Below are 26,230 nucleotides of genomic sequence, written 5' to 3' on the forward strand. Positions count from 1 at the left end.
GCCCGGGGCGAGCGCGCGCGATCATACACCTGAAAATGTCGATCGGCGACGGCTCTCCTCGATCGCGGGGCAAGCCCGCTCCCTCTGTGTGATGAGGTGGCGTGGGAGCGGGCTTGCCTCGCGATGGCTTGGATCCCCAGGCAACTGCCGCCGGTTTCCCCGAAGCCGGCGACGGCCCATAATGGCGGCCATTATAGGGCCTCGCGCCCAGCCGCAACGCCGAATCCGAGGAGATTTTTCATGGCCGTCGCCCTCAATACCCTGGTCGAGGAAGCCGAGCGCTATCTCGCCAGCGCGAAGATCCAGGACTACTGCCCCAATGGCCTGCAAGTCGAGGGCCGGCCACAGGTCAGCCGCATCGTCAGTGGCGTCACCGCCAGCCAGGCGCTGCTGGACGCCGCGGTCGAGGCCGGCGCCGACCTGGTGCTGGTGCACCACGGCTACTTCTGGAAGGGTGAGAACCCGTGCATCACCGGTATCAAGCAACGCCGCCTGAAGACCCTGCTCAAGCACGACATCAGCCTGCTGGCCTACCACCTGCCGCTGGACGTGCACCCTGAAGTGGGCAACAACGTGCAACTGGCGCGCCAGCTGGACATCACCGTCGAGGGGCCGCTGGACCCGAACAACCCCAAGGTGGTGGGCTTGGTCGGTTCGTTGGCAGAACCACTGTCGGCGCGCGACTTCGCCCGTCGCGTGCAGGAGGCCCTCGGGCGTGAGCCGCTGGTGGTCGACGGCGAGCGGATGATTCGCCGGGTGGGTTGGTGCACCGGAGGCGGGCAGGGCTATATCGACACCGCCATCGCCGCAGGCGTCGACCTGTTCATCAGTGGCGAGGCGTCCGAGCAGACCTTCCACAGTGCCCGCGAAAACGGCATCAGCTTCATCGCCGCCGGGCACCACGCCACCGAGCGCTATGGCGTGCAGGCGCTGGGCGATTACCTGGCGCGTCGGTTCGCGGTAGAGCACCTGTTCATCGATTGCCCGAACCCGATCTGAAGCCGCCGCCACAACACCCTGTAGGAGCCAGCCTTGCTGGCGAACCGGCCGTCATTCGCCAGCAAGGCTGGCGCCTGCAAAAGCGTGCGTGAACGGCCAAACCCCCAGTCATATGGTTAGATTGTTTCGATCTAGGCAGCCTCCTAAATAGAATCAGGCGCTGTGATAAAGTGGCTCGCTCGAACACGGCCCGCAGGCCGTCCATAAGATCGTTTTTCGTGAGTAGCCATGGTCGACAATCTGACGCACTTGAAACAGCTGGAGGCGGAGAGCATCCACATCATCCGCGAGGTGGCCGCCGAGTTCGACAACCCGGTGATGCTGTACTCGATCGGCAAGGATTCCGCGGTCATGCTGCACCTGGCGCGCAAGGCGTTCTTCCCGGGCAAGCTGCCGTTCCCGGTGATGCACGTCGACACCCAGTGGAAGTTCCAGGAGATGTACCGCTTCCGCGACAAGATGGTCGAAGAGATGGGCCTGGAGCTGATCACCCACGTCAACCCGGAAGGGGTGGCGCAGGGTATCAACCCGTTCACCCATGGCAGCTCCAAGCACACCGACATCATGAAGACCCAGGGCCTGAAGCAGGCACTGGACAAGCATGGCTTCGACGCCGCCTTCGGTGGCGCGCGCCGCGACGAAGAGAAGTCGCGGGCGAAAGAGCGCGTCTACTCGTTCCGTGACAGCAAGCACCGCTGGGACCCGAAGAACCAGCGCCCGGAGCTGTGGAACATCTACAACGGCAAGGTCAACAAGGGCGAGTCGATCCGCGTGTTCCCGCTGTCGAACTGGACCGAGCTGGACATCTGGCAGTACATCTACCTCGAAGGCATCCCGATCGTGCCGCTGTACTTCGCTGCCGAGCGTGAAGTGATCGAGAAGAACGGCACCCTGATCATGATCGACGACGAGCGCATCCTCGAGCACCTCTCCGAGGAAGAGAAAGCGCGCATCGTCAAGAAGAAGGTGCGTTTCCGTACCCTCGGCTGCTACCCGTTGACGGGGGCGGTCGAGTCGGAAGCCGAGACGCTGACCGACATCATTCAGGAAATGCTCCTGACGCGCACTTCCGAGCGCCAGGGCCGAGTCATCGACCACGATGGCGCCGGTTCCATGGAAGACAAGAAACGTCAGGGCTACTTCTAATTTTCAGGGTTACTCCATGTCGCACCAATCCGATTTGATCAGCGAAGACATCCTCGCTTATCTGGCTCAGCATGAGCGCAAAGAACTGCTGCGTTTCCTCACCTGCGGCAACGTGGACGACGGCAAGAGCACCCTGATCGGGCGCCTGCTGCACGACTCGAAGATGATCTACGAGGACCACCTCGAGGCCATCACCCGCGATTCGAAGAAGTCTGGCACCACCGGCGAAGAGGTCGACCTGGCGTTGCTGGTCGACGGCCTGCAGGCCGAGCGCGAGCAGGGCATCACCATCGATGTCGCCTACCGCTACTTCTCCACCGCCAAGCGCAAGTTCATCATCGCCGACACCCCGGGCCACGAGCAGTACACCCGCAACATGGCCACCGGCGCCTCGACCTGCGACCTGGCGATCATCCTGGTCGATGCCCGCTATGGTGTGCAGACGCAAACCCGCCGGCACAGCTACATCGCCTCGTTGCTGGGCATCAAGCACATCGTCGTCGCGGTCAACAAGATGGACCTCAAGGGCTTCGACGAGCAGGTCTTCGAGTCGATCAAGGCCGACTACCTGAAGTTCGCCGAGGGCATCAACCTCAAGCCATCGAGCCTGCACTTCGTGCCCATGTCGGCGCTCAAGGGCGACAACGTGGTCAACCGCAGCGAGCGTTCGCCGTGGTACACGGGCCCTGCGTTGATGGAGATCCTCGAAACCGTCGAGATCGCCGCCGACCGCAACGTCACCGACCTGCGCTTCCCGGTGCAGTACGTCAACCGCCCGAACCTGAACTTCCGCGGCTTCGCCGGCACCATCGCCGGTGGCGTGGTGCACAAGGGCGACGAGATCGTCGTGCTGCCGTCGGGCAAGAGCAGCCGGGTCAAGTCCATCGTCACCTACGAAGGTGAGCTGGAGAGCGCCGGCCCTGGCCAGGCGATCACGCTGACCATGGAAGACGAGATCGACATCTCCCGTGGCGACCTGCTGGTGCATGCCGACAACGTCCCGGCGGTGACCGACCAGTTCGACGCCATGCTGGTGTGGATGGCCGAGGAGCCGATGCTCCCGGGCAAGAAGTACGACATCAAGCGCGCCACCAGCTATGTGCCGGGCTCGATCGCCAGCATCACCCACAAAGTGGATGTGAACACCCTCGAGCAGGGCGCCGCCAGCGCGTTGCAGCTCAACGAGATCGGCCGGGTCAAGGTCGCGCTGGACAGCGCCATCGCCCTGGACGGTTACGACAGCAACCGCACCACTGGCGCGTTCATCGTCATCGATCGCCTGACCAACGGCACCGTGGGTGCCGGCATGATCATCGCGCCGCCGGTGCTGCCGCACGGCAGCTCCGGCCAGCATGGCAAGCTGGCCCACGTCGCCACCGAAGAGCGCGCCCTGCGCTTCGGCCAGCAGCCGGCCACGGTGCTGTTCAGCGGCCTGTCCGGCGCCGGCAAGAGCACCTTGGCCTATGCCGTGGAGCGCAAGCTGTTCGACATGGGCCGCGCGGTCTACGTGCTCGACGGCCAGAACCTGCGCCACGACCTGAACAAGGGCCTGCCGCAGGACCGCGCCGGGCGCACCGAGAACTGGCGCCGTGCCGCTCATGTGGCGCGTCAGTTCAACGAAGCCGGCCTGCTTACCCTGGCCGCCTTCGTCGCCCCGGACGCCGAAGGCCGCGAACAGGCCAAGGCGCTGATCGGCAAGGAACGTCTGATCACCGTGTACGTCCAGGCATCGCCGCTGGCCTGCCGCGAGCGCGACCCACAGGGCTTGTACGCTGCCGGTGGCGACAACATCCCGGGCGAGAGCTTCCCGTTCGATGTGCCGCTGGACGCCGACCTGGTGATCGATACCCAGTCGCTGAGTGTTGATGAGGGCGTGAAGTTGGTGCTGGATGTGCTGCGCCAGCGCGGTGCGATTTGATCGCTGGCCTGATGTGAAAAACCCCGCCTCGGCGGGGTTTTTTATTTGGCCCGGGCCAGGAAATGCGTTGTTTGCGAGATCCGGGGCTGCTTTGCAGCCCTTTCGCGGCACAAGGCCGCTCCTACAGGGATCGTGCTGTTCCTGTAGGAGCGGCCTTGTGCCGCGAAAGGGGCGCAGGGCGCCCCCAAAACGCTAGATATGTTTCTCGGACACCGGAATCACCCGCCGCTCCTTGACCGCCTTGTACGAAAAACTCGAGTAGATCTCCTTCACCCCAGGCAATCGCTGCAGCACCTCCCGGGTGAATTCACCAAACGACTCCAGGTCCCGCGCCAGAATCTCCAGCAGGAAGTCATAGCGCCCGGACACATTGTGGCAAGCGACGATCTCGGGGATCTCCATCAACCGGCGCTCGAACGCCAGGGCCATCTCCTTGGTGTGCGAGTCCATCATGATGCTGACGAAAGCGGTCACCCCAAAGCCTAGCGACTTGGGCGAGAGGATGGCCTGGTAGCCGGTGATATAGCCGTTGTCCTCCAGCAGCTTGACCCGTCGCCAGCAGGGCGAAGTGGTCAGGGCGACCTGGTCGGCGAGTTCGGAAACGGTGAGGCGGGCGTTGTCCTGCAGGGCGGCCAGCAGGGCGCGGTCGGTACGGTCTAGGGTCGAAGGCATGGTTTGCCCTCCTGGTTCGATTTTTATTGTTTTTCTTTCAAAAACCACAGGGAACGGTGGGCTACTTTGGAAAAATTGCGCCAGCCCAGTGGCATAAGCTTATAACAAACCACAAGAGGCTGTTGCCATGCGCGACTCCAATAACAACACCGGTTTTTCCACGCGGGCCATCCACCATGGCTATGACCCGCTGTCCCATGGCGGCGCCCTGGTGCCACCCGTCTACCAGACCGCCACCTATGCATTCCCCACCGTCGAGTACGGCGCCGCCTGCTTTGCCGGTGAACAAGGCGGGCACTTCTACAGCCGCATCTCCAACCCCACGCTGGCCTTGCTTGAGCAGCGCATGGCTGCGCTCGAAGGGGGAGAGGCCGGGCTGGCCCTGGCCTCGGGCATGGGCGCCATCACCTCCACGTTATGGACCCTGCTGCGCCCGGGCGATGAACTGATCGTCGGGCGCACCTTGTATGGTTGCACCTTCGCCTACCTGCACCATGGCATCGGCGAGTTCGGGGTAAAGATCCAGCATGTCGACCTCAACGACCTGCAGGCGCTGAAAGCCGCGATCACTCCGAAAACCCGGATGATCTACTTCGAAACCCCGGCCAACCCCAACATGCAACTGGTGGACATCGCCGCCGTGGCCGACGCGACGCGTGGCCATGACCTGAACATCGTGGTCGACAATACTTACTGCACGCCCTATCTGCAGCGGCCACTGGAGCTGGGCGCCGACCTGGTCGTGCACTCGGCCACCAAGTACCTCTCCGGGCATGGTGACATCACCGCCGGGCTGGTCGTCGGGCGCAAGGCGTTGATCGACCGGATCCGCCTGGAAGGCCTCAAGGACATGACTGGCGCGGTGCTCTCGCCCCACGACGCGTCGCTGCTGATGCGTGGCATCAAGACCCTGGCCCTGCGCATGGACCGCCATTGCGCCAATGCGCAACAGGTGGCCGAGCACCTGGCGCGGCAACCGCAGGTGGAACTGATCAACTATCCGGGGCTGCCATCCTTCGCCCAGTACGCCCTGGCCCAGCGGCAGATGCGCCTGCCGGGCGGGATGATCGCCTTCGAGCTCAAGGGTGGCATCGAGGCGGGTCGGCGCTTCATGAATGCCCTGCAGCTGTTCAGCCGGGCGGTGAGCCTGGGCGACGCCGAGTCACTGGCCCAGCACCCGGCGAGCATGACCCACTCCAGCTACACGCCGCAGGAGCGCGCGCACCATGGCATCTCGGAGGGATTGGTGCGGTTGTCGGTGGGCCTCGAGGATGTCGACGACCTGCTGGCCGACATCGACCAGGCCCTGAAGGCTTGTGCCTGAACCGCCACGGACGAGGCCTGCGCAATGGTTGCAATGATGAACCCGAACGAGCCGTTGAGCGCTCATGATGTGAACCTGGACAGCGACCCGCTGGAAACCGCCGAGTGGTGCCAGGCCCTGGAATCCACCCTGGCCCATTGCGGCCCGGCGCGGGCGCGCTATTTGTTGCAGCGACTGCAGGCCCATGCCCTGGAGCTTGGCCTGGAGCGCGAGGCCCAGGCATTTTCCGCGTACCGCAACACCTTGCCGGTGGAGCAGCAGGGTGCCTACCCCGGTGACCTCGAACTGGACGAGCGCATCACCGGCATCCTGCGCTGGAATGCCCTGGCCATGGTGGTGCGGGCCAACCATGCCTATGGCGAGCTGGGCGGGCATATCGCCAGCTACGCCTCGGCGGCGGAGATCTTCGAGGTGGGCTTCCAGCATTTTTTCCGTGGCGAAAGCGGCGGCGAGCGGCGCACGGGCGACCTGGTGTTCTTCCAGCCGCACTCGGCGCCGGGCATTTACGCTCGCGCTTTTCTTGAAGGGCGGCTCACTGAGCAGCAACTGGCCAACTACCGGCAGGAGGTTGCAGGCAATGGCCTGTGCTCCTACCCGCACCCTTGGTTGATGCCCGACTTCTGGCAGTTCCCTACCGGCTCCATGGGGATCGGCCCGCTCAATGCGATCTACCAGGCCCGCTTCATGCGCTACCTGCGGCATCGTGGGCTGCTCGACACATCGGATCGACATGTCTGGGGCGTGTTCGGCGACGGTGAGATGGACGAGCCGGAATCGACCGCCGGCCTTACCCTGGCCGCCCGTGAAGGCCTGGACAACCTCACCTTCATCGTCAACTGCAACCTGCAGCGCCTGGATGGCCCGGTACGCGGCAACGGCCAGATCATCCAGGAACTCGAAGCACTGTTCAGCGGCGCCGGCTGGAACGTGATCAAGGTGCTATGGGGCTCGGAGTGGGATGCGTTGTTCGCCCGTGACCACGAGCACGCGCTGTTGCGCCAGCTGGCGGCGACACCCGACGGGCAGTTCCAGACCCTCGGTGCCAAGGATGGCAGCTACAACCTGGAGCACTTCTTCAACCAGGACCCTGCGCTACAGCGCCTGGTCGCGCACATGAGCACCGAGGAGATCAACGCCCTCAAGCGCGGCGGTCACGATTTTCGCAAGCTGCATGCGGCCTATGCCGCGGCCAGGGCCTGCAAGGGCCGGCCGACGGTAATCCTGGCCAAGACCAAGAAAGGTTATGGCATGAGCAGCGCGGGCGAGTCGCGGATGACCGCGCACCAGGCCAAGAAGCTGGATGTGCAAGCGCTGCTGGCATTCCGTGATCGCTTCCACCTGCCCTTGTCCGACGAGGCGGTCGAACAGTTGCAGTTTTATCGTCCTGCCGAGGACAGCGCGGAAATGGTCTATCTGCGTCAGCGCCGCGCCGCGTTGGGTGGACCGCTACCGCTCAGGCACGGCGACTGCGCCAGCTTGCCGGTGCCGGACCTTGAGGCGTTCGCCGGCTTTGCCCTGCATGCAGACGGCAAGGAAATGTCCACGACCATGGCCGCCGTGCGCTTGCTGGGCCACTGGCTGAAGGCACCGGGGCTGGGATCGCGAGTGGTGCCGATCGTCGCTGACGAGGCGCGCACCTTCGGCATGGCCAGCCTGTTCCGCCAGATCGGTATCTACTCGCCGGCCGGTCAACGATACGAGCCCGAGGATGCCGGTTCATTGCTGGCCTACAAGGAGGCCCGCGACGGCCAGTTGCTGGAGGAAGGCATCACCGAGGCCGGGGCGATCTCGTCCTGGGTCGCGGCGGCGACGTCCTACGCGGTACACGGCGAGCCAATGCTGCCGGTGTACATCTATTACTCGATGTTCGGTTTCCAGCGCGTTGGCGACCTGATCTGGGCCGCCGCCGACCAGCGCGCCCGCGGCCTGTTGCTGGGCGCCACCGCTGGGCGCACCACACTCGGCGGGGAAGGGTTGCAGCACCAGGATGGCTCCAGCCTGGTCATGGCCGCCATGGTGCCCAATTGCCGGGCCTGGGATCCGTGTTTCGCCGGTGAGCTGGCGGTGATTCTCGACCATGCGGCGCGGCGCATGCTGGTGGAGCAACGTGACGAGTTCCATTACGTGGCGGTGATGAATGAAAACTATCCACAACCTTCGCTGCCAGAGGCGATGCATGGCGATGTGCTACTAGGTATGTACCGTTATGTCGTACAGCAGGCTCTCAAGTCCCGTGGGCAGGTGCGATTGCTGGGTTCGGGCGCGATCCTGCGTGAAGTGATCGCTGCCAGCGAGTTGCTGGCGACCGAATGGCAGGTCGACAGTGAAGTGTTCAGTGTCACCAGCTTCAGCGAACTGGCGCGTGAGGCGCGCAATGCCCGCAGGCATGCGATGTCCGGGGGAGAGGAGGACAGTCATCTGCGGCGCTGCCTGGCGGGGGATGCACCGGTGATCGCCGCCAGCGACTATGTGCGTGCCTGGCCGCAGTTGATTGCCGAGTATGTCGACGCCCCCTACATCACCCTGGGCACCGATGGCTTCGGGCGCAGCGATACGCGGCAGCAACTGCGGCGCTTCTTCGAGGTGGACCGTTACGCGGTGGTGATGGCGGCGTTGTACAGCCTGGTTCGCCAGGGGCAGTTGCCCGAGCAGGTGGTGGCTCACGCCAGGGCGCGCTATTCGATCACGGATGATGCCGCACCTTGGTATCGCTGACTACGCAACACCTGCAGGAGCCGGCTTGCCGGCGAACGCAAGGCGCAGCCTTGCTTGTCGGTACCGCGTTGCCTGCTTCGCCAGCAAGGCTGGCTCCTACGGTCCAGACTGCGGTACAAAAAAAGGCCTCTTGCGAGGCCTTGTTCATGTCATCGAATCAGCGCTTGAGGCCATAGCTCTCATCGAGCATGCCCGGCGAGTTCGGTGCCTTCGGTGCGTAGTCACGCGGCACTTCGGCGGTATCCTTCGGCGGCGTCAGGCGATCACGCGGCGCTTGCGCCGCTTCCGAATGCAGCGCGGCCAGCAGGCGTTGGCGAGTCAGATCGTCGAGCGCCAGGCGGTTGGCGCCGTCAGCCAGGTGATCCTGCACGTCCTGGTAGCTCTGCGTGAGCTTCTGTACCAGCGACGCGGTGCTGTTGAAGTGGGTGACCACCTCGTTCTGGTAATTGTCGAATCGCTGCTGGATGTCATCCAGCTGGCGTTGGGTGTTGCTCGGTGCCGCATTGGGCAGCAGGCGGGCCAGCGCGAAACCGACGACGACGCCGACAGCCAGGGCCAGGGTCGGCAGCAACCAAACAAGGAGCGAGTGTTCCACGAGTCCTTCCTCTATAAACGGCTTTGCTTTACGTTAACGGCTCAGACCTGCGCTGTATACCGCGAGCGATCGCAAATCAGAACAGAATTCCTCAGCTAGACGAGTCGACCCTCCTCGAGGTCACGGAGTAGTGCCTTGCTTATCCGCGAAACACCCTTGTTCATCGATGGCCCCTGCGGCCAGCTGGAAGCCTTGTACCTGGACGTGGCCGATGCACGTGGCGCGGTGCTGATCTGCCACCCCAACCCGGTCCAGGGCGGCACCATGCTCAACAAGGTGGTCTCGACCCTGCAGCGCACGGCCCGCGATGCGGGTTATGTGACCTTGCGTTTCAATTACCGCGGCGTCGGCCAGAGCGCCGGCAGCCACGACATGGGCGCGGGCGAGGTAGCTGACGCCGAGGCGGTCGCTGCCTGGCTGCGTGAGCAGCATCCCGAGCTGCCGCTGGTGCTGATGGGCTTCTCCTTCGGTGGCTTCGTCGCCACCAGCCTGGCCGGTCGCCTGGAGGCCGAAGGCGTCGAGCTGCAGCACCTGTTCATGATCGCCCCGGCGGTGATGCGCCTGACGCAGCAGTTCCCGCTGCCCGAGCGTGCGCCCCTGACCATTGTGCAGCCAGATACCGACGAGGTCGTCGACCCGCAGTTGGTATACGACTGGTCCGATGCCCTGTCGCGCCCCCATGAGCTGCTGAAAGTGGCAGAATGCGGACACTTCTTCCATGGCAAGCTGACCGATCTGAAGGATCTGCTGCTGCCGCGCCTTTCGAATTGAGCCAAGCCTGAATAAGCGAACACCCATGACCACGCGCATCCTCACCGGTATCACCACCACCGGCACCCCGCACCTGGGCAACTACGCCGGCGCCATCCGCCCGGCCATTCTCGCCAGCCAGCAGCCCGGTGCCGACTCGTTCTACTTCCTGGCCGACTACCACGCCCTGATCAAGTGCGACGACCCGCTGCGCATCCAGCGCTCGCGCCTGGAAATCGCCGCCACCTGGCTGGCCGGTGGCCTGGACCCGGACAAGGTCACCTTCTACCGCCAGTCGGATATCCCCGAGATCCCTGAGCTTACCTGGCTGCTGACCTGCGTCGCCGCCAAGGGCCTGCTCAACCGCGCCCACGCCTACAAGGCTTCGGTGGACAAGAACGTCGAGGCCGGCGAAGACCCGGACGCCGGCGTGACCATGGGCCTGTTCAGCTACCCGGTGCTGATGGCTGCCGACATCCTGATGTTCAACGCCAACAAGGTGCCGGTCGGCCGTGACCAGATCCAGCACGTGGAAATGGCCCGCGACATCGGCCAGCGTTTCAACCACCTGTTCGGCCAGGGCAAGGACTTCTTCGCCCTGCCGGAAGCGGTGATCGAGGAGAGCGTGGCCACCCTGCCGGGCCTGGACGGGCGCAAGATGTCCAAGAGCTACGACAACACCATCCCGCTGTTCACCAGCGCCAAGGACATGAAGGACGCCATCTCGCGCATCGTCACCGACTCCAAGGCGCCGGGCGAGGCGAAGGACCCGGACAACGCGCACCTGTTCACCCTGTTCCAGGCCTTCTCGACGCCCGCGCAGTGCGCCGAGTTCCGTGAAGAGCTGATGCAGGGCCTGGGCTGGGGCGAGGCCAAGCAGCGCCTGTTCCAACTGCTCGACGGCCAGCTGGCCGAGAAGCGCGAGCACTATCACCAGCTGATTTCGCGCCCGTCGGATCTGGAGGACATCCTCCTGGCCGGCGCCGCCAAGGCCCGCAAGACCGCCACGCCGTTCCTCGAGCAACTGCGAGAGGCGGTTGGCCTGCGTTCGTTCCGTACCACCGTGCAAGCCGCCACCGAAGTGAAGAAGAAGGCCACCAAGAGCGCCCGCTTCGTCAGCTTCCGTGACGAAGACGGCAGCTTCCGCTTCCGCCTGCTGGCCGCCGACGGCGAGCAACTGCTGCTTTCGCGCAGCTTTGCCGATGGCAAGAGCGCCGGCGCCGTGAGCAAGCAGCTGCAACAGGGGGGCGAGGCCGACGTGCGTGTCGAGGGCCTGGGCTTCAGCCTGTGGCTGGACGACGAGCCGGTGGCCGTGGGCCCGCAGTTCGACAATGCCGAAGCCCGTGATGGGGCTATTGCTACCCTGCGTGAGGCCCTGGCACCACAGCAGGCCTGAAGCGCGGTCTTGTAGGAGCCAGCCTTGCTGGCGAACACCGGCTTCGCCGGTGCCAGGCATTCGCGGTGCCTGTTTCGCCAGCAAGGCTGGCTCCTACGGTCCGAGGCAAACCCTTGGGTTTGTGCAAGCCGACCATCGACACACGGATGGTCATATGTATGATTGCCATCAGGCGGGCCGGTCGCTACAGTGACGGCCCGTTTTTTGTTGCCTCGCTAACGAAATCATGACTCCCCTAGAACGCTATCAAGCAGATCTGAAACGTCCCGACTTCTTCCATGACGCGGCGCAGGAAACTGCGGTGCGTCACCTGCAGCGCCTGTACGACGACCTGGTGCACGCGCAGAACAACAAGCCGGGCATGTTCGGCAAGTTGTTCGGCAAGAAGGAACAGACGCCGGTCAAGGGCCTGTACTTCTGGGGTGGGGTAGGGCGAGGCAAGACCTACCTGGTCGACACCTTCTATGAAGCGCTGCCGTTCAAGCAGAAGATGCGCACGCACTTCCACCGCTTCATGAAGCGTGTGCACGAAGAGATGAAGACCCTCAAGGGCGAGAAGAACCCGCTGACCATCATCGCCAAGCGCTTCAGCGAAGAAGCCAAGGTGATCTGCTTCGACGAGTTCTTCGTTTCCGACATCACCGATGCGATGATCCTCGGCACCCTGATGGAAGAGCTGTTCAAGAACGGCGTATCGCTGGTGGCGACCTCCAACATCGTGCCGGACGGCCTGTACAAGGATGGCCTGCAACGTGCGCGCTTCCTGCCGGCCATCGCCATGATCAAGCAGTACACCGACGTGGTGAACGTCGACAGCGGTGTCGACTACCGCCTGCGCCACCTGGAACAGGCCGAGTTGTTCCACTTCCCGCTCGACGCCGCCGCCCACGAGAGCCTGCGCGCCAGCTTCAAGGCGCTGACGCCCGAGTGCACCCAGGCCGTCGAGAACGACGTGCTGATGATCGAGAACCGTGAGATCCACGCCCTGCGCACCTGCGACGACGTGGCCTGGTTCGACTTCCGCGCCTTGTGCGACGGCCCTCGCAGCCAGAACGACTACATCGAACTGGGCAAGATCTTCCACGCCGTGCTGCTGAGCAACGTCGAGCAGATGGGCGTGACCACCGATGACATCGCCCGCCGCTTCATCAACATGGTCGACGAGTTCTACGACCGTAACGTGAAGCTGATCATCTCGGCGGAAGTGGAACTGAAGGACTTGTACACCGGTGGACGCCTGAGCTTCGAGTTCCAGCGCACGCTCAGCCGCCTGCTGGAGATGCAGTCCCACGAGTTCCTGTCGCGGGCGCACAAGCCGTAAGTTTTCGAAAACTGACGCGATTGTCGTAGGAGCCGGCTTTGCCGGCGAACGACGGCGCAGCCGGTGCCATGCACCGCGGCGCCTGGTTCGCCAGCAAGGCTGGCTCCTACTGGTTTGTGCGGTGACGCATCTCAGGCTTCCTGCATGAACTGCTGCCGATACTGGTTCGGCGACAGCTCCGTGTGCTGGCGGAACAGCCTGGCAAAGAAGCTCGCGTCGTCGTAGCCCACCTCGTAGCTGATGGTCTTGATGCTCTTGCGCGTGCTCGACAGCAGGCCTTTGGCGGTTTCGATGCGCAGGCGCTGCAGGTAATGCAGCGGCTTGTCGCCGGTGGCGCCCTGGAAGCGGCGCATGAAATTGCGGATGCTCATGCCGTGGTTGCGGGCCACGTCCTCGAAACGGAACTTGTCGGCGAAGTGCTCTTCGAGCCAGTGCTGGATCTGCAGGATGATCAGGTCCTGGTGCAGCTTCTGGCCACCGAAACCCATGCGCCCCGGCGTATAGCTGCGCTGTACTTCGTAGAGGATGTCGCGGGCCACGGCGCGGGCCACGTTGGCGCCGCAGAAGCGCTCGATCAGGTAGATGTACAGGTCGCAGGCTGAGGTGGTGCCGCCGGCGCAATAGAGGTTGTCGGCGTCGGTGAGGTGCTTGTCCTGGTTCAGGCGGATCTTCGGGTAGCGCTCGGCGAAGTTGCTGAAGAAGCGCCAGTAGGTGGTCGCCTCCTTGCCATCGAGCAGGCCGGATTCCGCCAGCCAGAATACCCCGCTGGCCTCGGCGCACAGCACCGCGCCACGGGCGTGCTGGGCGCGCAGCCAGGGCAGTACCTGGGGATAGCGTTGCAGCAGATTGTCGAAGTCGTCCCAGAAGGCCGGGAGGATGATCACATCGGCGTCGTTCAGGCCACTGTCGACCGGCAGTTGCACATTGCTGAAGCTGTCCACGGGCAGGCCGTCGGGGCTCACCAGGCCGATTTCGAACATCGGCTGCAGGCCCAGGCCCAGCTGCTTGCTGTAGCGCAGGCTGGCGAGGTGGAAGAAGTCCTTGGCCTGCATCAGTGTCGAAGCGAACACTTTATCAATGGCCAGGATGCTGACGCGCCGCAGCGACGCGGAGGGTTGGGTAAACATCATTGTCATTGTTCTTATAGGGTAGAGTGGTCAATCACCGGCTGGATCGTCTTATTTTTTGGCGATTGTGTCTACCCCGATGCACTGCGGTGTACTTTTCGCGGCTAAAGCCGCTCCTACAGGATGGGCGCTGAACTCTGTAGGAGCGGCTTCAGCCGCGATTTGGTTCAAGGCGCCGGGTTGGGCTGCTCCTGGTGAATCGCCTCGATCGCCGCGAGCAATTCATCGCCCAGGCTCAGCGCCAGGCTGTCGATATTGCTCTGCAGTTGTTCCACCGTCGTCGCTCCAATGATGTTGCTGGTCACGAACGGCTGCCGCGTCACGAACGCCAAGGCCATCTGCGCCGGGTCCAGGCCATGCTCGCGGGCCAGTTGCACGTAACGGCTGCAGGCCGCCACGGTCTGCGGATTGGAGTAGCGGGCGAAGCGGCTGAACAGGGTCAGGCGGCCATCGGCCGGGCGGGCGCCGTCCTCGTACTTGCCCGACAGCATGCCAAAGGCCAGCGGCGAATAGGCCAGCAACCCGCACTGCTCGCGGATCGCCACTTCCGCCAGGCCCACCTCGAAGCTGCGGTTGAGCAGGTTGTAGGGGTTCTGGATCGACACCGCGCGCGGCCAGCCGCGGGTTTCGGCCAGGTGCAGGAACTTCATCGTGCCCCACGGGGTTTCGTTGGACAGGCCGACATGGCGGATCTTGCCGGCGCGCACCTGCTCATCGAGCACCTCCAGGGTTTCTTCCAATGGCGTGAAGATGTCCTGGGGCAGGTGCTGGTAGCCCAGCTTGCCGAAGAAGTTGGTGCTGCGCTCGGGCCAGTGCAGTTGATACAGGTCGATGCGGTCGGTCTGCAGGCGTTCCAGGCTCGCGTCCAGCGCGGCGACGATGTGCTGGCGGTTGTGCTTGAGCTGGCCATCGCGGATGTGGCTGATGCCGTTGCCGGGGCCGGCGACCTTGCTGGCCAGCAGCCAGTCGTCACGGTCGTCATTTTTCGCGAACCAGTTGCCGATGATGCGCTCGGTGGCGGCGTAGGTTTCGGGGCGCGGCGGCACCGGGTACATCTCGGCGGTGTCGATGAAGTTGATACCGGCGTTCTTGGCCAGGCCGATCTGGGCGAAGGCCTGGGCCTGAGTGTTCTGCTCGCCCCAGGTCATGGTGCCCAGGCACAGGGCGCTGACGTTGAGGTCGGTACGACCGAGCTTGCGGTATTCCATCGGGGAACTGCTCCTGGGCAAAGATAGCCATAAAAGCAGGTTGAAATTTTTTGCGCAATCTGGATAATTCTGCCCCTCTCCGTGTGGCGGAAGTGATGCACCACCACGCAGGATGAACCCCGTCGAACATTGGCGTGCCCGACCCGAGCCCCCAAAAGCGTCAGCGTTCGGCTGCGCGCTTGCCCTTGGCAAGTTGTGCACTATCCAGTAAGATTCGCCGTCTATTTTTCGCTGGGCGGCCTCTGAGGCTTTAGAGAATGAAAACTTTTACTGCTAAACCGGAAACAGTAAAGCGCGAGTGGTTCGTAGTCGACGCCGCTGGTCAGACCCTGGGTCGTCTGGCTACCGAAATCGCTAGCCGCCTGCGTGGCAAGCACAAGCCAGAATACACCCCTCACGTTGACACCGGCGACTACATCGTCGTCATCAACGCCGAGCAGGTTCGTGTGACTGGTGCCAAGTCTTCCGACAAGATGTACTACTCCCACTCCGGCTTCCCGGGCGGTATCAAGGAAATCAACTTCGAGAAGTTGATCGCCAAGGCCCCTGAGCGTGTTATCGAAACCGCGGTCAAAGGCATGCTGCCGAAGAACCCGCTGGGTCGCGACATGTACCGTAAGCTGAAAGTGTACGCGGGTGCTGCTCACCCACACACTGCTCAGCAGCCTCAAGAACTGAAGATCTAACGGGATAGTTCATTATGTCGGCGACTCAAAACTACGGCACTGGCCGTCGCAAGACCGCAACCGCACGCGTTTTCCTGCGTCCGGGTACTGGCAACATCTCCATCAACAACCGTTCTCTGGACGTGTTCTTCGGCCGCGAAACCGCTCGCATGGTTGTTCGCCAGCCGCTGGAACTGACCGAAACCGTTGAGAAATTCGACATCTACGTCACCGTTTCCGGTGGTGGTGTCAGCGGTCAGGCCGGTGCAATCCGCCACGGCATCACCCGCGCCCTGATGGAATACGACGAAACCCTGCGTGGCGCCCTGCGTCGTGCTGGCTACGTCACCCGCGACGCCCGTGAAGTCGAGCGTAAGAAAGTGGGTCTGCGTAAAGCGCGTAAGCGTCCTCAGTACTCCAAGCGTTAATACCGCTTCGGCAGTCGAAAAAAGCCCGGTTCCCTGGAACCGGGCTTTTTTTATGTCTTGAACTAACCTGTCAGCTAGTCCGTGGTTGTTTGCCGCATAGACACAGATCAAGCAAAGCGAGGGTTGCACCCCAACTAGTGGGTAATCACCTTGTCAGTGTGTGGATTTGTTCCTTACCATTGCGGCCAATTTTTAGTGCCACAGACATACCTAAGTAGATGCCTGTTAGAGCAGGCCAAGCAAGCTGATGGGAGAGGACTGAATGAGCAATGACGGCGTCAACGCAGGCCGGCGCCGCTTCCTCGTAGCCGCGACATCCGTGGTCGGGGCAGCGGGGGCAGTGGGGGCTGCGGTACCGTTCGTAGGGTCATGGTTTCCCAGTGCCAAGGCGAAAGCCGCGGGTGCACCGGTGAAGGTCAATATTGCCAAGGTCGAGCCCGGGCAGCAGATGGTGGCTGAGTGGCGTGGCCAACCTGTATTCATTGTGCGGCGAACGGAAGAGATCCTCGGTAATCTGAAAAAGATCGCTGGTGAGCTCTCCGACCCTGAATCGAAGGCGTCGGTGCAGCCCACCTACGTCGACCCGCAGAACCGTTCGATCAAGCCCGAGATCCTCGTCCTGGTCGGCCTGTGCACCCACCTGGGTTGCTCGCCGACGTTCCGTCCTGAAGTCGCCCCGGCCGACCTCGGCCCGAAATGGGTTGGTGGCTACTTCTGTCCGTGCCACGGTTCGCACTACGACCTGGCAGGCCGTGTCTACAAGTCCCAGCCGGCGCCGCTGAACCTGCCAGTGCCACCGCACTCGTACGAGTCGGACGATCTCATCGTCATCGGCATCGATCAGGAGAAAGCATGATGAGCAAGTTCATGGAGTGGATCGATGCGCGCTTCCCCGCGACGAAAATGTGGGAAGACCATCTGAGCAAGTATTACGCGCCCAAGAACTTCAATTTCCTGTACTTCTTCGGCTCGCTGGCGCTGCTGGTGCTGGTCAACCAGATCGTCACCGGCGTGTGGCTGACCATGAGCTTCACCCCCTCGGCGGAAGAGGCCTTTGCCTCGGTCGAGTACATCATGCGTGACGTCGAGTACGGCTGGATCCTGCGCTACCTGCACTCCACCGGCGCCTCGGCATTCTTCATCGTGGTCTACCTGCACATGTTCCGCGGCCTGCTCTACGGCTCCTACCAGAAGCCCCGCGAACTGGTCTGGCTGTTCGGCATGCTGATCTACCTGGCACTGATGGCCGAGGCCTTCATGGGCTACCTGCTGCCGTGGGGCCAGATGTCGTACTGGGGGGCCCAGGTGATCATCTCGCTGTTCGGTGCGATCCCGGTGATCGGCGGCGACCTCACCCAGTGGATCCGTGGTGACTACCTGATTTCCGGTATCACCCTGAACCGCTTCTTCGCCCTGCACGTGGTGGCCCTGCCGATCGTCATTCTTGGCCTGGTGGTGCTGCACATCCTGGCGCTGCACGAAGTGGGTTCGAACAACCCGGATGGCGTGGACATCAAGAAGAAAAAGGACGAGAACGGCATTCCGCTGGATGGCATTCCGTTCCACCCGTACTACACCGTCAAGGATATCGTCGGCGTGGTGGTGTTCCTCTTCGTGTTCTGCGCCGTGGTGTTCTTCTTCCCGGAAATGGGCGGCTACTTCCTGGAAAAACCGAACTTCGAGCAGGCTAACGCCTTCAAGACGCCTGAGCACATCGCACCGGTTTGGTACTTCACACCGTTCTACGCGATCCTGCGCGCGGTCCCTGACAAGCTGTTCGGTGTCATCGCCATGGGTGCCGCCATCGCCGTGCTGTTCGTGCTGCCCTGGCTCGACCGCAGTCCCGTGCGCTCCATGCGCTACAAGGGCTGGCTGAGCAAGATCTTCCTGCTGGTGTTCTGCGTGGCCTTCGTCATCCTCGGCGTGCTGGGCGTACTGGCGCCAACGCCGGGCCGGACCTTGCTGTCGCAGGTGTGTACGGTGCTGTACTTCGCCTACTTCCTGCTGATGCCGTTCTACACAAGGCTTGAGAAGACCAAACCGGTTCCGGAAAGGGTGACTGGCTGATGAAAAAGTTGATTGCAGTATTTTTGCTGGCACTGATGCCTGGCCTGTCCTTCGCTGCCGAACACAGCCTGGAACTGGACAAGGTCGATGTCGACCTGACCGACAAGGCCGCCCTGCAGGACGGTGCGCGTACCTTCGCCAACTATTGCATGGGCTGTCACAGCGCCAAGTTCCAGCGCTATGAGCGGGTAGCCGACGATCTGGGGATACCCCACGAGCTGATGCTCGAGAACCTGGTGTTCACCGGTGCCAAGATCGGCGACCACATGAAGATCGGCATGCAGCCGAACGACGCCAAGACCTGGTTCGGCGCGGCGCCACCCGATCTCACCCTGGTCGCCCGGGTGCGCGGCAACGATTGGTTGTACACCTACCTGCGCAGCTTCTACGAGGATCCGACGCGGCCCTACCGGGTGAACAACAAGGTATTCCCTAATGTCGGCATGCCCAACGTGCTGGTCGGGCTGCAGGGCAACCAGGTGATCGGTTGCAAGCAGGTGCAGACCGTGATCGACGGCAAGAAGCAATTCGACCCGCTGACCGGCAGCCCGTTGACCCATGAAGCGTGCGACCAGCTGACCGTCGAGGAGAAATCCGGTACCCTGACCACCGAGCAGTTCGACGAGAAGGTCAAGAACCTGGTGACCTTCCTGGCCTATTCGGCCAACCCGGTCAAACTGGAAAGCCAGCGCATAGGCACCTATGTACTGCTGTACCTGGCTTTCTTCTTCGTGTTCGCCTACTTGCTCAAGCGCGAATACTGGAAGGACGTGCACTGATCACGCAGTAGTTTCTGGTAGTTGAACGCGCCCGGGGCGCCTTGGCAGACATGCCAGGGTGCCCCGGGCGCGTTTTCATTTAGAGTTTTACAAGCATCCCGTGCGAGGAGGCGCTACATGGGCGCAACCAACAGGTTAGCCTGCTATTCCGACCCCGCTGATCATTATTCTCATCGGGTACGCCTCGTGCTCGCGGAGAAAGGCATCACGGTGCAGATCATCGATGTCGACCCCAAGCGTCTACCGCCCAAGCTGGTTGAAGTGAACCCCTACGGCAGCCTGCCGACCCTGGTCGATCGAGACCTGGCGTTGTACGAGTCATCGGTGGTGATGGAGTATCTCGAAGAGCGCTATCCACACCCACCGCTGATGCCGGTCTATCCGGTGGCTCGTGGCAACAGCCGCCTGCTGATGCACCGCATTCAGCGCGACTGGTGCGCCTTGGCCGATACTGTGCTCGATACCCGAGGCAGTGACGCGGCGCGCGCTCAGGCACGCAAGGAGCTGCGTGAAAGCCTTACGGGTGTGGCGCCGCTGTTTGGCGAGATGGCCTGCTTCATGAGCGAGGAGCAAAGCCTGGTCGATTGCTGTCTACTGCCCATCCTCTGGCGTTTGCCGGTGATGGGTATCGAATTGCCGCGGCAGGCCAAGCCGCTGCTGGATTACATGGAGCGACAGTTCGCCCGCGAGCCTTTCCAGGCGAGCCTGTCCGCTACCGAACGTGAAATGCGCAAGGTTTAAAAAAGGAGCCGTTGATGAACTCCAGTCGCCCTTATCTGGTTCGAGCGCTGTACGAGTGGATCGTCGACAACGATTGCACCCCCCACATGCTGGTCAATGCCGAGTATCCGGCCGTCCAGGTGCCCCAAGGTTTCGCCAGTGATGGCCAGATCGTGCTGAATATCTCCCCCAGCGCCGTGCGCAGCCTGCACATGGACAACGAGGCGGTGAGCTTCGAGGGGCGCTTCGGTGGCGTGGCCCACACGCTGTACGTACCGATCGGTGCGATCCTGGGTATCTATGCCCGGGAGAATGGCCAGGGCATGGTCTTCGAGCTCGAGCCGCCGCTCGACGATGAAGATGATCTGCCGGCTGATGAGGGTGTCGAGCCGAATGACGATGGCCCGCCGGAAGGCGGTGGCCAGCCGCCGCGTCCGAGCGGTCGACCCAGCCTCAAGGTGGTCAAGTAACAAAAAAGGCGATCCGGATGGATCGCCTTTTTTGTTACTGCTGTCGGATCACAGGTCCTTGATGCTCTGTACCTGGTCCTTGTTGATGCGGGTCGGCTTGCCGTCCAGTTGCTTGAACTCGTAGAAGCCCGAGGCGCGGTCGAATTCCGGCGTGTCGGTGGTCTGCAGTTCGCGGCCATCGTTGAGGGTGATCACGCTCGGGGTGGAGCACCCGACCAGGGTGGCGAAAGCGCCGATGAGCAGGGCGGGCAGCAGAAGCTTCTTCATGAGTGTTTCCTGGGTTTCGAGGGTTGTTCGCCGGTAAGGCGGTTCCTGCGCAGGTCTGCAGGGGCCGCCTTGCCGGCGAAGGAGTCAGTCGATGTATTCGAACAGCTTGACGATCTTCTGCACGCCCGACACGCCCTGTACCACGTTGGTGGCGGCGTTGGCTTCTTGCTGCCTGACCAGGCCGAGCAGGTAGACGATGCCGTTTTCGGTGATCACCTTGATGCGTGAGCTGGGCACGCTCTCGTCGGCCAGCATCTGGGTCTTGATCTTGGTGGTCAGCCAGGCGTCGTTGTTGCGCGCGAGGATGGACGAAGGTTGGATGACCTGCAGTTCGTTGTGCACCTTCTTGACCCGCTGGACCTGGCTGGCGGTCTGTTCAGCCAGGGACTTGAGGTCGGCGCGCGGGGTCTGGCCGGCGAGCAGTACAACACCGTTGTAGCTGCTGACGACGATGTGCGAGCCCTTGTCCAGCTCAGGGTTGGCCTTGGCGATGTTGACCGAGACCTTGGTTTCGATCAGCGAGTCGTCGATCTTGCTGCCGATGGTGCGGGTGCCACGGTCATCCTCGATCGGTGAGTTGCGGGTCGAGGTCAATACCGAGCTGCAGCCGGAGAGGCTCAGGCACAGGGTGAGGGCCATCAGGCCGAGACGCTTGGGGATCATTCTTCACTCCCGAACAGTTGGCTGTCGATCAGGTCGCACAAGCAGTGGATCGCCAGCAGGTGGACTTCCTGGATGCGTGCGGTGACCGTCGAGGGTACGCGGATCTCCACGTCCTCGGGCAGCAGCAGCGACGCCATGCCGCCGCCGTCGCGGCCGGTCAGGGCGACGACAATCATTTCGCGGTCATGGGCGGCCTGGATCGCCTGGATCACGTTGGCCGAGTTGCCGCTGGTGGAGATCGCCAGCAGCACATCGCCGGGTTGGCCCAGGGCGCGAATCTGCTTCGAAAAGACTTCGTTGTAGCTGTAGTCGTTGGCGATCGAGGTGAGTGTGGAGCTGTCGGTGGTCAGGGCGATGGCCGGCAGGCTCGGGCGCTCGCGCTCGAAGCGGTTGAGCAGCTCCGAGGAAAAGTGCTGGGCGTCGCCGGCCGAGCCGCCATTGCCGCAGGCGAGCATCTTGCCGTCGCTGAGCAGGGCGTTGACCATGACCAGGCTGGCCTGCTCGATGTGGGGTGCCAGGATGTCCATTGCCTGTTGCTTGGTGTCGATGCTGGCCTGGAACAGCCGGCGAATTCGGGATTGCATGTCCATCTGGGTGACCTTAAGTAGGGCGGTGGCTGGCGCGACGCGCGACAGGGACCAGCCCGCGAAACATAGAGCTTGGAATTCGGATAGGGTTCAGCATTCGAAGGCGTTTTTCAGCCATTGAAGCGGTTGCCCCGCGTGCCCCTGGCCCTGCAGGGCGACAACATCGAAGCGGCAGGGTTTTTGGGCCCAGCGGGGTTCGCTCTGCAGGAAAAGGTTGGCGGCAAGCGTCAGTCGCTGCTGCTTGCGCCCATCGATACTGCCGAGCGCGCCACCAAAGCCCGCGTGCAACCGATAGCGGACTTCGACGAATACTACTGTATCGGCATCGAGCATGACCAGATCGAGCTCACCACCCTTGCATCGCCAGTTGCGGGCCAGCAGCCGCAAACCCTGCCCTTGAAGATGCTCGAGGGCGTAGTCTTCGGCAGCCTGGCCGGCGCAGGATGGCGACGCGTCGGGCATCAGCGAGGCGTGTCCGGCAGGCGCTTGACCTGGCCGCCGGAGAACTCGGCCCAGGGCAGTTGGCGCTCGACGCGCTGGTTGGCGTTCATGCTCAGGCTGCCAGACTGGCCTTCGATACGGTTGCCTGGCAATGCCTTGAGCTGGTCCAGGCGAGGGGCCAGGCTGTAGGCGTCGACGCCCATGGCGTACAGGCGGCCGAGGCTGCCCGCGGCCTGGGGCCACTGCTGCACCACCTGCTGGCGCAGGCTGTTGGTGCTGTCGAGCAGCCACGGGGTTTCGCAGAAGCGGATGCCGTTCATGTCGTTGTACTGGTTGACGTCACCGCTGGCGCTGTAGAGGTTCGAGGTGGCGTAGACCGGTACGTCGCCGGCGTACTGGAAGTTGAGGGTGGGCTTGATCTGCTGGGCTTGCTGCGGGGTGGCGGCCAGGAAGATGAAATCGATGTCCTGTCGGCGCGACGGTTGTGCGGCGATGTTGCCGCCCACGGTGCTTTGCAGGCTCTTGGCGCGACCTTCGCTCTGGCGCAGCTGGAACAGTTCGGCGATCTGCTGGGCCAGGGCGACCGGCTGGGCGATACGTTCGGCGGCGAGCAAGGTGCCACCATTGGCTTCCCAATCCTTGCGGAAGGCAGCAAGTACACGATCACCCCATTCACCACTCGGGACCAGCGCAACAGCACGGGCCATGCCGTCGGCGCGGGCACGGCGGGCGACTTCGCGGGCTTCGTCCTCGGCGGCGAGACCGAACTGGAACAACTGCGGCGGTGCTTTCTGGCCGGCGTCGGCGTAGTTCAACGCCAGGGTGGTGATGGGCAGTTGCGGATAGGCGGCGAGTTTCTTCACCAGGGGTTTTTCCAGCGGGCCGACGACCAGTTGCACGCCAGCGGCCTGGGCCTGGCGGTAGAAGTCATCGAGCGAGGTGATGCGCGAGCTGTCGAAAACCTGAACTGCAGGCACCGGCTGGCCACCTTGCTGGGCCTGGAAGTGGGCGGCCATGAAACCGTCGCGCAGGGCGCGGGCAACGCCTGCCAGCGGGCCTTCCTGCGGCAGCAGCAGGGCGATTTTGGTCAGTGGCTGGCTGGCCAGTTCCTTGAGTTTGGTCAGGGCCACCGGCAGTTGTTTCGAGGCAGGGTGGTCAGGGTGTTGCTTGCGCCAGGCGTCAATGGCCGCCTGCTGCTGTTCCAGGGTGCCTGCGCTCTTGACTGCGAGCGCCAGGCTGGTCCAGCCGGCGAGTGTCGCGTCGCTGGAGGGCTGCTGCAGTTGTTCGGCGGGCAGCGAGGCGACCAGGGCCCAGATGGCATCATTGTTGGTCGCGGCCGCCTGGGTGTTGAGCAGTGGGGCGAGCAGCACACGCTGCTGGGCGGCGGCCAGGGCCTGGCCGTCGGCTTCCAGTGCGGCGGCATGCACGCTGTAGGTGCGTGCCTGCTGTTCCTCCGGCAGTTCGCCAGCGCGTTGCAGGCTCGGGTGGGCGAGGGCGGTGAGGGCGGCCTTGGGCTGGTTGCGGCTCATGGCCAGCTCGGCGGCCAGCGTGGAGGCGAATACTTGCTGGGCGGGTTTGAGCGAGTCCAGCGGCACCTGTTCGAGAATGCGGGCCGCGCGGGGGAAGTCCTTCTGCTTGTAGGCCAGGTCGGCGGCGCTCAGGCGCAGTAGCGCAGCGTCTTCGGCCGACTTGCTGGAGGCGGCCTTGTCGAGCAGTTGCTCGATGCTGGCGTCCGGGGTGCGTGGCAGTTCGCCCAGGCTGGATGAGGGCGAGCTGGCGCAGGCTGCCAGCAGGGCGGCGAGGCAGAGGGCTGTGAACAGCCGCAGGCAAGCGATCATGTAAAGGTCCTGTTACTCGATCAAGTTGGCCGACAATTGTACCCAAGCGGCGGTCTGGGCGCGATCTTGCCGATGCGGAACCTTCACTATAGGTGGCGACAGCCGGGTGAGAAGTGAAGTTCGTTGCGCCCTGTTACCGGTGCTCGGGCTACAATGGCGCCTTTGATCCGAAATGCAGGTGTGCGCAGTGACTGATGTTGCAGGGGCTTCGAAATCCACCATGGGAACGCTGTATGTGGTCGCCACGCCCATCGGCAACCTCGACGACATGAGCGCCAGGGCGTTGAAGGTGCTGGCCGATGTCAGCCTGATCGCCGCGGAGGACACTCGCCACTCGGTGCGCCTGCTCCAGCATTTCGGTATCGACACACCATTGGCGGCCTGCCATGAGCACAACGAGCGCGACGAAGGCGGTCGCTTCATCACCCGGTTGCTGGCCGGTGACGATGTGGCGCTGGTGTCCGATGCCGGCACGCCGCTGATTTCCGACCCTGGCTATCACCTGGTGCGCCAGGCGCGGGCGGCGGGTGTACAGGTGGTGCCGGTGCCAGGCGCGTGTGCGCTGATCGCGGCGTTGTCGGCGGCGGGGCTGCCGTCGGATCGGTTCATCTTCGAAGGGTTCCTGCCGGCCAAGACAGCAGGGCGTCGGGCACGCCTGGAGCAAGTGAAGGAAGAGCCCCGGACCCTGATCTTCTATGAGGCACCCCATCGTATCCTCGAATGCCTGGAGGACATGGAGGCGGTGTTCGGTGATGAGCGCCCGGCGGTGCTGGCGCGTGAAATCACCAAGACTTTCGAGACGCTCAAGGGCCTGCCGCTGGCAGAACTGCGTGCCTTCGTGCAGGGCGATAGCAATCAGCAGCGTGGTGAGTGCGTGGTGCTGGTGGCGGGTTGGAGCGCGCCTGAGGGTGAGCAGGCTATCAGCAGCGAGGCGCAGCGCGTTCTGGATCTGCTGTTGGGAGAGATGCCGTTGAAGAAGGCTGCTGCATTGGCGGCCGAGATCACGGGGGTGCGCAAGAATCTGCTCTATCAGCTGGCGTTGGATAAACAGAAACTCAGCTGATCTGGGGCTTTCGAGGTGTTCGACGGTCAAGTTGTGGGGGTAATGGGATCGAGCGCCGCCCGCGCGGCGCATCGCGGATGAATCCGCTCCTACATTGGTTGCAACGTGCCGCACCTGTCAGGCCATGGTTGTCAGCCTTAAAGCCACGTGTTGCCGACAATGCGATCACCGATGCCCTCCCAGGCATGACTGGCCCGAAACAAACGTGTAGGAGCGGATTCATCCGCGATGCGCCGCGCGGGCGGCGCTCGATCTCGAGAGCGCTGCAAGGCTGTCGCCGAACGCCTGGCCGCCATCACGCGATTGATGCCTCTGCGGCCAAGGAATCGACCGGGGTCGCAGTGATGGCCTAATGATATTGTTTGTTACATCGCTTGTTCTTGAGCGCGCCTGCCGGTAATCTTGTCGGCGGAGAGTCGATCGGACAGTCGCTGCCGTCTTTTGTTCCGCAAGAGGCGGGGGAGGAAAGTCCGGGCTCCATAGGGCAGAGTGCCAGGTAACGCCTGGGAGGCGCGAGCCTACGGAAAGTGCCACAGAAAACAACCGCCTAAGCGCTTCGGCGCCGGTAAGGGTGAAAAGGTGCGGTAAGAGCGCACCGCGCGACTGGCAACAGTTCGTGGCTAGGTAAACCCCACTCGGAGCAAGACCAAATAGGGTTCCATACGGCGTGGCCCGCGTCGGAACCGGGTAGGTTGCTAGAGGCGTCCAGTGATGGCCGTCGTAGAGGAATGACTGTCCTCGACAAAACCCGGCTTACAGATCGACTCTCCACCCCTCCCTTCCTGCTTGATTCGATAGCAGAAGCGCCTTGGTAATACCGAAAAAATCTTACTCTTAATAAATCACTTTAACTCTGCGCTCTATCCGCTTGAGTGGATTTGATTTTTCTCGTCAGTTTTTCTCTTTCACACTCCTTTCACCTTCCAATGTTGCGCTAAATCGCCGTCCTGTAAGGGTTTTCCTTATGAACGTGCCTTGACGGTGTGGCGGGCGGATTCCTATAGTGTGCGCAAGTGGCAGAAAGTGGGATGAAGTGGGTTTTCTGGCACAAAAAAGCTAACATTGTGGGGA

General features: G+C 62.9%; 25 protein-coding genes and 1 other RNA gene. 17 read left to right on the forward strand and 9 right to left on the reverse strand.

The genetic code is table 11. From position 1 onward, the window contains the following. Positions 1 to 240 precede the first annotated feature (240 nt). The 3 genes from P5705_RS04220 to cysN all read left to right on the forward strand — a co-directional run bounded on the left by P5705_RS04220 (position 241) and on the right by cysN (position 4,063). Positions 241 to 999, forward strand: coding sequence for a Nif3-like dinuclear metal center hexameric protein (locus P5705_RS04220; RefSeq protein WP_277459706.1), 759 nt, complete (start codon positions 241 to 243; stop codon positions 997 to 999). A 228-nt stretch (positions 1,000 to 1,227) separates the two neighbouring features. Then, positions 1,228 to 2,145 (forward strand): sulfate adenylyltransferase subunit CysD, encoded by a 918-nt coding sequence (gene cysD, locus P5705_RS04225; protein WP_038707406.1) that lies wholly within the window; start codon positions 1,228 to 1,230, stop codon positions 2,143 to 2,145. A gap of 16 nt (positions 2,146 to 2,161) precedes the next feature. Continuing rightward, a complete protein-coding gene (cysN, locus tag P5705_RS04230; protein WP_277459707.1) occupies positions 2,162 to 4,063 on the forward strand; it encodes a sulfate adenylyltransferase subunit CysN in 1,902 nt (633 codons plus the stop codon). 192 nt (positions 4,064 to 4,255) lie between these two features. Here the strand turns inward: cysN and P5705_RS04235 are convergent, their stop codons facing one another. Next, positions 4,256 to 4,735, reverse strand: a complete 480-nt coding sequence (locus tag P5705_RS04235) for an Lrp/AsnC family transcriptional regulator (RefSeq protein ID WP_213658235.1) — start codon at positions 4,733 to 4,735, stop codon at positions 4,256 to 4,258. Between the two features lie 127 nt (positions 4,736 to 4,862). Between P5705_RS04235 and P5705_RS04240 the strand changes: the two genes are divergently transcribed. Both P5705_RS04240 and mdeB read left to right on the forward strand, forming a co-directional pair. Next, positions 4,863 to 6,059 (forward strand): methionine gamma-lyase, encoded by a 1,197-nt coding sequence (locus P5705_RS04240; protein WP_277459708.1) that lies wholly within the window; start codon positions 4,863 to 4,865, stop codon positions 6,057 to 6,059. 24 nt (positions 6,060 to 6,083) lie between these two features. Beyond that, a complete protein-coding gene (mdeB, locus tag P5705_RS04245; RefSeq protein ID WP_277459709.1) occupies positions 6,084 to 8,774 on the forward strand; it encodes an alpha-ketoglutarate dehydrogenase in 2,691 nt (896 codons plus the stop codon). Between the two features lie 157 nt (positions 8,775 to 8,931). On the opposite strand, the gene P5705_RS04250 is transcribed toward mdeB, so the two are convergent. Then, on the reverse strand, positions 8,932 to 9,369 hold the full coding sequence (locus P5705_RS04250; protein ID WP_277459710.1) for a YhcB family protein: 438 nt from the start codon (positions 9,367 to 9,369) through the stop codon (positions 8,932 to 8,934). A 135-nt stretch (positions 9,370 to 9,504) separates the two neighbouring features. Between P5705_RS04250 and P5705_RS04255 the strand changes: the two genes are divergently transcribed. The 3 genes from P5705_RS04255 (at position 9,505) to zapE (ending at position 12,836) form a co-directional block, all read left to right on the forward strand. Beyond that, positions 9,505 to 10,140, forward strand: coding sequence for an alpha/beta hydrolase (locus P5705_RS04255; RefSeq protein WP_277459711.1), 636 nt, complete (start codon positions 9,505 to 9,507; stop codon positions 10,138 to 10,140). 25 nt (positions 10,141 to 10,165) lie between these two features. Beyond that, positions 10,166 to 11,515 (forward strand): tryptophan--tRNA ligase, encoded by a 1,350-nt coding sequence (locus P5705_RS04260; protein ID WP_277459712.1) that lies wholly within the window; start codon positions 10,166 to 10,168, stop codon positions 11,513 to 11,515. A 226-nt stretch (positions 11,516 to 11,741) separates the two neighbouring features. Next, the gene (zapE, locus tag P5705_RS04265) at positions 11,742 to 12,836 is read left to right on the forward strand and encodes a cell division protein ZapE (protein WP_277459713.1); all 1,095 of its coding nucleotides are present in this window, start codon (positions 11,742 to 11,744) and stop codon (positions 12,834 to 12,836) included. Positions 12,837 to 12,967: 131 nt separating this feature from the next. Here the strand turns inward: zapE and P5705_RS04270 are convergent, their stop codons facing one another. Both P5705_RS04270 and P5705_RS04275 read right to left on the reverse strand, forming a co-directional pair. Next, on the reverse strand, positions 12,968 to 13,888 hold the full coding sequence (locus P5705_RS04270; RefSeq protein WP_213661241.1) for a GlxA family transcriptional regulator: 921 nt from the start codon (positions 13,886 to 13,888) through the stop codon (positions 12,968 to 12,970). 242 nt (positions 13,889 to 14,130) lie between these two features. Then, complete coding sequence (locus P5705_RS04275; protein WP_277459714.1) at positions 14,131 to 15,171, reverse strand: NADP(H)-dependent aldo-keto reductase; 1,041 nt, start codon at positions 15,169 to 15,171, stop codon at positions 14,131 to 14,133. Positions 15,172 to 15,428: 257 nt separating this feature from the next. Here P5705_RS04275 and rplM point away from each other — a divergent pair, with 257 nt between their 5' ends. From rplM to P5705_RS04310, 7 genes are all read left to right on the forward strand, one after another. Beyond that, positions 15,429 to 15,857, forward strand: a complete 429-nt coding sequence (gene rplM / locus P5705_RS04280; protein WP_003260798.1) for a 50S ribosomal protein L13 — start codon at positions 15,429 to 15,431, stop codon at positions 15,855 to 15,857. 14 nt (positions 15,858 to 15,871) lie between these two features. After that, positions 15,872 to 16,264 (forward strand): 30S ribosomal protein S9, encoded by a 393-nt coding sequence (rpsI, locus tag P5705_RS04285; protein ID WP_003260797.1) that lies wholly within the window; start codon positions 15,872 to 15,874, stop codon positions 16,262 to 16,264. A 262-nt stretch (positions 16,265 to 16,526) separates the two neighbouring features. Continuing rightward, entirely contained in the window at positions 16,527 to 17,120 is a 594-nt protein-coding gene (gene petA, locus P5705_RS04290) for a ubiquinol-cytochrome c reductase iron-sulfur subunit (protein ID WP_011535557.1), read from the forward strand. Further along, a complete protein-coding gene (locus P5705_RS04295; RefSeq protein WP_011535556.1) occupies positions 17,120 to 18,331 on the forward strand; it encodes a cytochrome b in 1,212 nt (403 codons plus the stop codon). Before petA ends, P5705_RS04295 begins: the two co-directional genes overlap by 1 nt. Then, the gene (locus P5705_RS04300) at positions 18,331 to 19,110 is read left to right on the forward strand and encodes a cytochrome c1 (protein WP_277459715.1); all 780 of its coding nucleotides are present in this window, start codon (positions 18,331 to 18,333) and stop codon (positions 19,108 to 19,110) included. The genes P5705_RS04295 and P5705_RS04300 overlap by 1 nt, the downstream gene beginning before the upstream one ends. 117 nt (positions 19,111 to 19,227) lie before the next feature. Continuing rightward, positions 19,228 to 19,851 (forward strand): glutathione S-transferase N-terminal domain-containing protein, encoded by a 624-nt coding sequence (locus tag P5705_RS04305; protein WP_277459716.1) that lies wholly within the window; start codon positions 19,228 to 19,230, stop codon positions 19,849 to 19,851. Between the two features lie 14 nt (positions 19,852 to 19,865). Beyond that, positions 19,866 to 20,300, forward strand: a complete 435-nt coding sequence (locus P5705_RS04310; protein WP_213658228.1) for a ClpXP protease specificity-enhancing factor — start codon at positions 19,866 to 19,868, stop codon at positions 20,298 to 20,300. Between the two features lie 48 nt (positions 20,301 to 20,348). Here P5705_RS04310 and P5705_RS04315 read toward each other — a convergent pair whose 3' ends face one another. The 5 genes from P5705_RS04315 to P5705_RS04335 all read right to left on the reverse strand — a co-directional run bounded on the left by P5705_RS04315 (position 20,349) and on the right by P5705_RS04335 (position 24,096). Continuing rightward, positions 20,349 to 20,567, reverse strand: a complete 219-nt coding sequence (locus P5705_RS04315; RefSeq protein ID WP_277459717.1) for a YgdI/YgdR family lipoprotein — start codon at positions 20,565 to 20,567, stop codon at positions 20,349 to 20,351. A gap of 84 nt (positions 20,568 to 20,651) precedes the next feature. Next, complete coding sequence (locus tag P5705_RS04320) at positions 20,652 to 21,230, reverse strand: BON domain-containing protein (protein ID WP_011535551.1); 579 nt, start codon at positions 21,228 to 21,230, stop codon at positions 20,652 to 20,654. Then, on the reverse strand, positions 21,227 to 21,820 hold the full coding sequence (locus P5705_RS04325; protein WP_011535550.1) for a phosphoheptose isomerase: 594 nt from the start codon (positions 21,818 to 21,820) through the stop codon (positions 21,227 to 21,229). Before P5705_RS04325 ends, P5705_RS04320 begins: the two co-directional genes overlap by 4 nt. 87 nt (positions 21,821 to 21,907) lie before the next feature. Next, positions 21,908 to 22,279: a YraN family protein gene (locus P5705_RS04330; protein WP_277459718.1), complete on the reverse strand. Its 372-nt coding sequence runs from the start codon at positions 22,277 to 22,279 to the stop codon at positions 21,908 to 21,910. Further along, complete coding sequence (locus tag P5705_RS04335) at positions 22,279 to 24,096, reverse strand: penicillin-binding protein activator (protein ID WP_277459719.1); 1,818 nt, start codon at positions 24,094 to 24,096, stop codon at positions 22,279 to 22,281. The genes P5705_RS04330 and P5705_RS04335 overlap by 1 nt, the downstream gene beginning before the upstream one ends. Before the next feature lie 220 nt (positions 24,097 to 24,316). Between P5705_RS04335 and rsmI the strand changes: the two genes are divergently transcribed. Then, positions 24,317 to 25,159, forward strand: coding sequence for a 16S rRNA (cytidine(1402)-2'-O)-methyltransferase (rsmI, locus tag P5705_RS04340; RefSeq protein ID WP_277459730.1), 843 nt, complete (start codon positions 24,317 to 24,319; stop codon positions 25,157 to 25,159). A gap of 412 nt (positions 25,160 to 25,571) precedes the next feature. Continuing rightward, an RNA gene (gene rnpB, locus P5705_RS04345) (RNase P RNA component class A) lies at positions 25,572 to 25,931 on the forward strand. Positions 25,932 to 26,230 lie beyond the last annotated feature (299 nt).

Origin of the sequence: Pseudomonas entomophila (assembly GCF_029478665.1) — a bacterium.
Lineage (GTDB): Bacteria > Pseudomonadota > Gammaproteobacteria > Pseudomonadales > Pseudomonadaceae > Aquipseudomonas > Aquipseudomonas entomophila_F.

Bases quoted from the DNA above. Each gene is read 5' to 3' on its own strand.
- zapE (WP_277459713.1), top strand. From the start codon at position 11,742: ATGACTCCCCTAGAACGCTATCAAGCAGATCTGAAACGTCCCGACTTC.
- cysN (WP_277459707.1), top strand. From the start codon at position 2,162: ATGTCGCACCAATCCGATTTGATCAGCGAAGACATCCTCGCTTATCTG.
- cysD (WP_038707406.1), top strand. From the start codon at position 1,228: ATGGTCGACAATCTGACGCACTTGAAACAGCTGGAGGCGGAGAGCATC.
- P5705_RS04220 (WP_277459706.1), top strand. From the start codon at position 241: ATGGCCGTCGCCCTCAATACCCTGGTCGAGGAAGCCGAGCGCTATCTC.
- P5705_RS04325 (WP_011535550.1), bottom strand. From the start codon at position 21,820: ATGGACATGCAATCCCGAATTCGCCGGCTGTTCCAGGCCAGCATCGAC.
- petA (WP_011535557.1), top strand. From the start codon at position 16,527: ATGAGCAATGACGGCGTCAACGCAGGCCGGCGCCGCTTCCTCGTAGCC.
- P5705_RS04260 (WP_277459712.1), top strand. From the start codon at position 10,166: ATGACCACGCGCATCCTCACCGGTATCACCACCACCGGCACCCCGCAC.
- P5705_RS04235 (WP_213658235.1), bottom strand. From the start codon at position 4,735: ATGCCTTCGACCCTAGACCGTACCGACCGCGCCCTGCTGGCCGCCCTG.
- rplM (WP_003260798.1), top strand. From the start codon at position 15,429: ATGAAAACTTTTACTGCTAAACCGGAAACAGTAAAGCGCGAGTGGTTC.
- P5705_RS04275 (WP_277459714.1), bottom strand. From the start codon at position 15,171: ATGGAATACCGCAAGCTCGGTCGTACCGACCTCAACGTCAGCGCCCTG.
- rpsI (WP_003260797.1), top strand. From the start codon at position 15,872: ATGTCGGCGACTCAAAACTACGGCACTGGCCGTCGCAAGACCGCAACC.
- P5705_RS04270 (WP_213661241.1), bottom strand. From the start codon at position 13,888: ATGCAGGCCAAGGACTTCTTCCACCTCGCCAGCCTGCGCTACAGCAAG.
- P5705_RS04335 (WP_277459719.1), bottom strand. From the start codon at position 24,096: ATGATCGCTTGCCTGCGGCTGTTCACAGCCCTCTGCCTCGCCGCCCTG.
- P5705_RS04305 (WP_277459716.1), top strand. From the start codon at position 19,228: ATGGGCGCAACCAACAGGTTAGCCTGCTATTCCGACCCCGCTGATCAT.
- mdeB (WP_277459709.1), top strand. From the start codon at position 6,084: ATGGTTGCAATGATGAACCCGAACGAGCCGTTGAGCGCTCATGATGTG.
- P5705_RS04315 (WP_277459717.1), bottom strand. From the start codon at position 20,567: ATGAAGAAGCTTCTGCTGCCCGCCCTGCTCATCGGCGCTTTCGCCACC.
- P5705_RS04295 (WP_011535556.1), top strand. From the start codon at position 17,120: ATGAGCAAGTTCATGGAGTGGATCGATGCGCGCTTCCCCGCGACGAAA.
- P5705_RS04330 (WP_277459718.1), bottom strand. From the start codon at position 22,279: ATGCCCGACGCGTCGCCATCCTGCGCCGGCCAGGCTGCCGAAGACTAC.
- P5705_RS04300 (WP_277459715.1), top strand. From the start codon at position 18,331: ATGAAAAAGTTGATTGCAGTATTTTTGCTGGCACTGATGCCTGGCCTG.
- P5705_RS04310 (WP_213658228.1), top strand. From the start codon at position 19,866: ATGAACTCCAGTCGCCCTTATCTGGTTCGAGCGCTGTACGAGTGGATC.
- P5705_RS04320 (WP_011535551.1), bottom strand. From the start codon at position 21,230: ATGATCCCCAAGCGTCTCGGCCTGATGGCCCTCACCCTGTGCCTGAGC.
- P5705_RS04240 (WP_277459708.1), top strand. From the start codon at position 4,863: ATGCGCGACTCCAATAACAACACCGGTTTTTCCACGCGGGCCATCCAC.
- rsmI (WP_277459730.1), top strand. From the start codon at position 24,317: ATGGGAACGCTGTATGTGGTCGCCACGCCCATCGGCAACCTCGACGAC.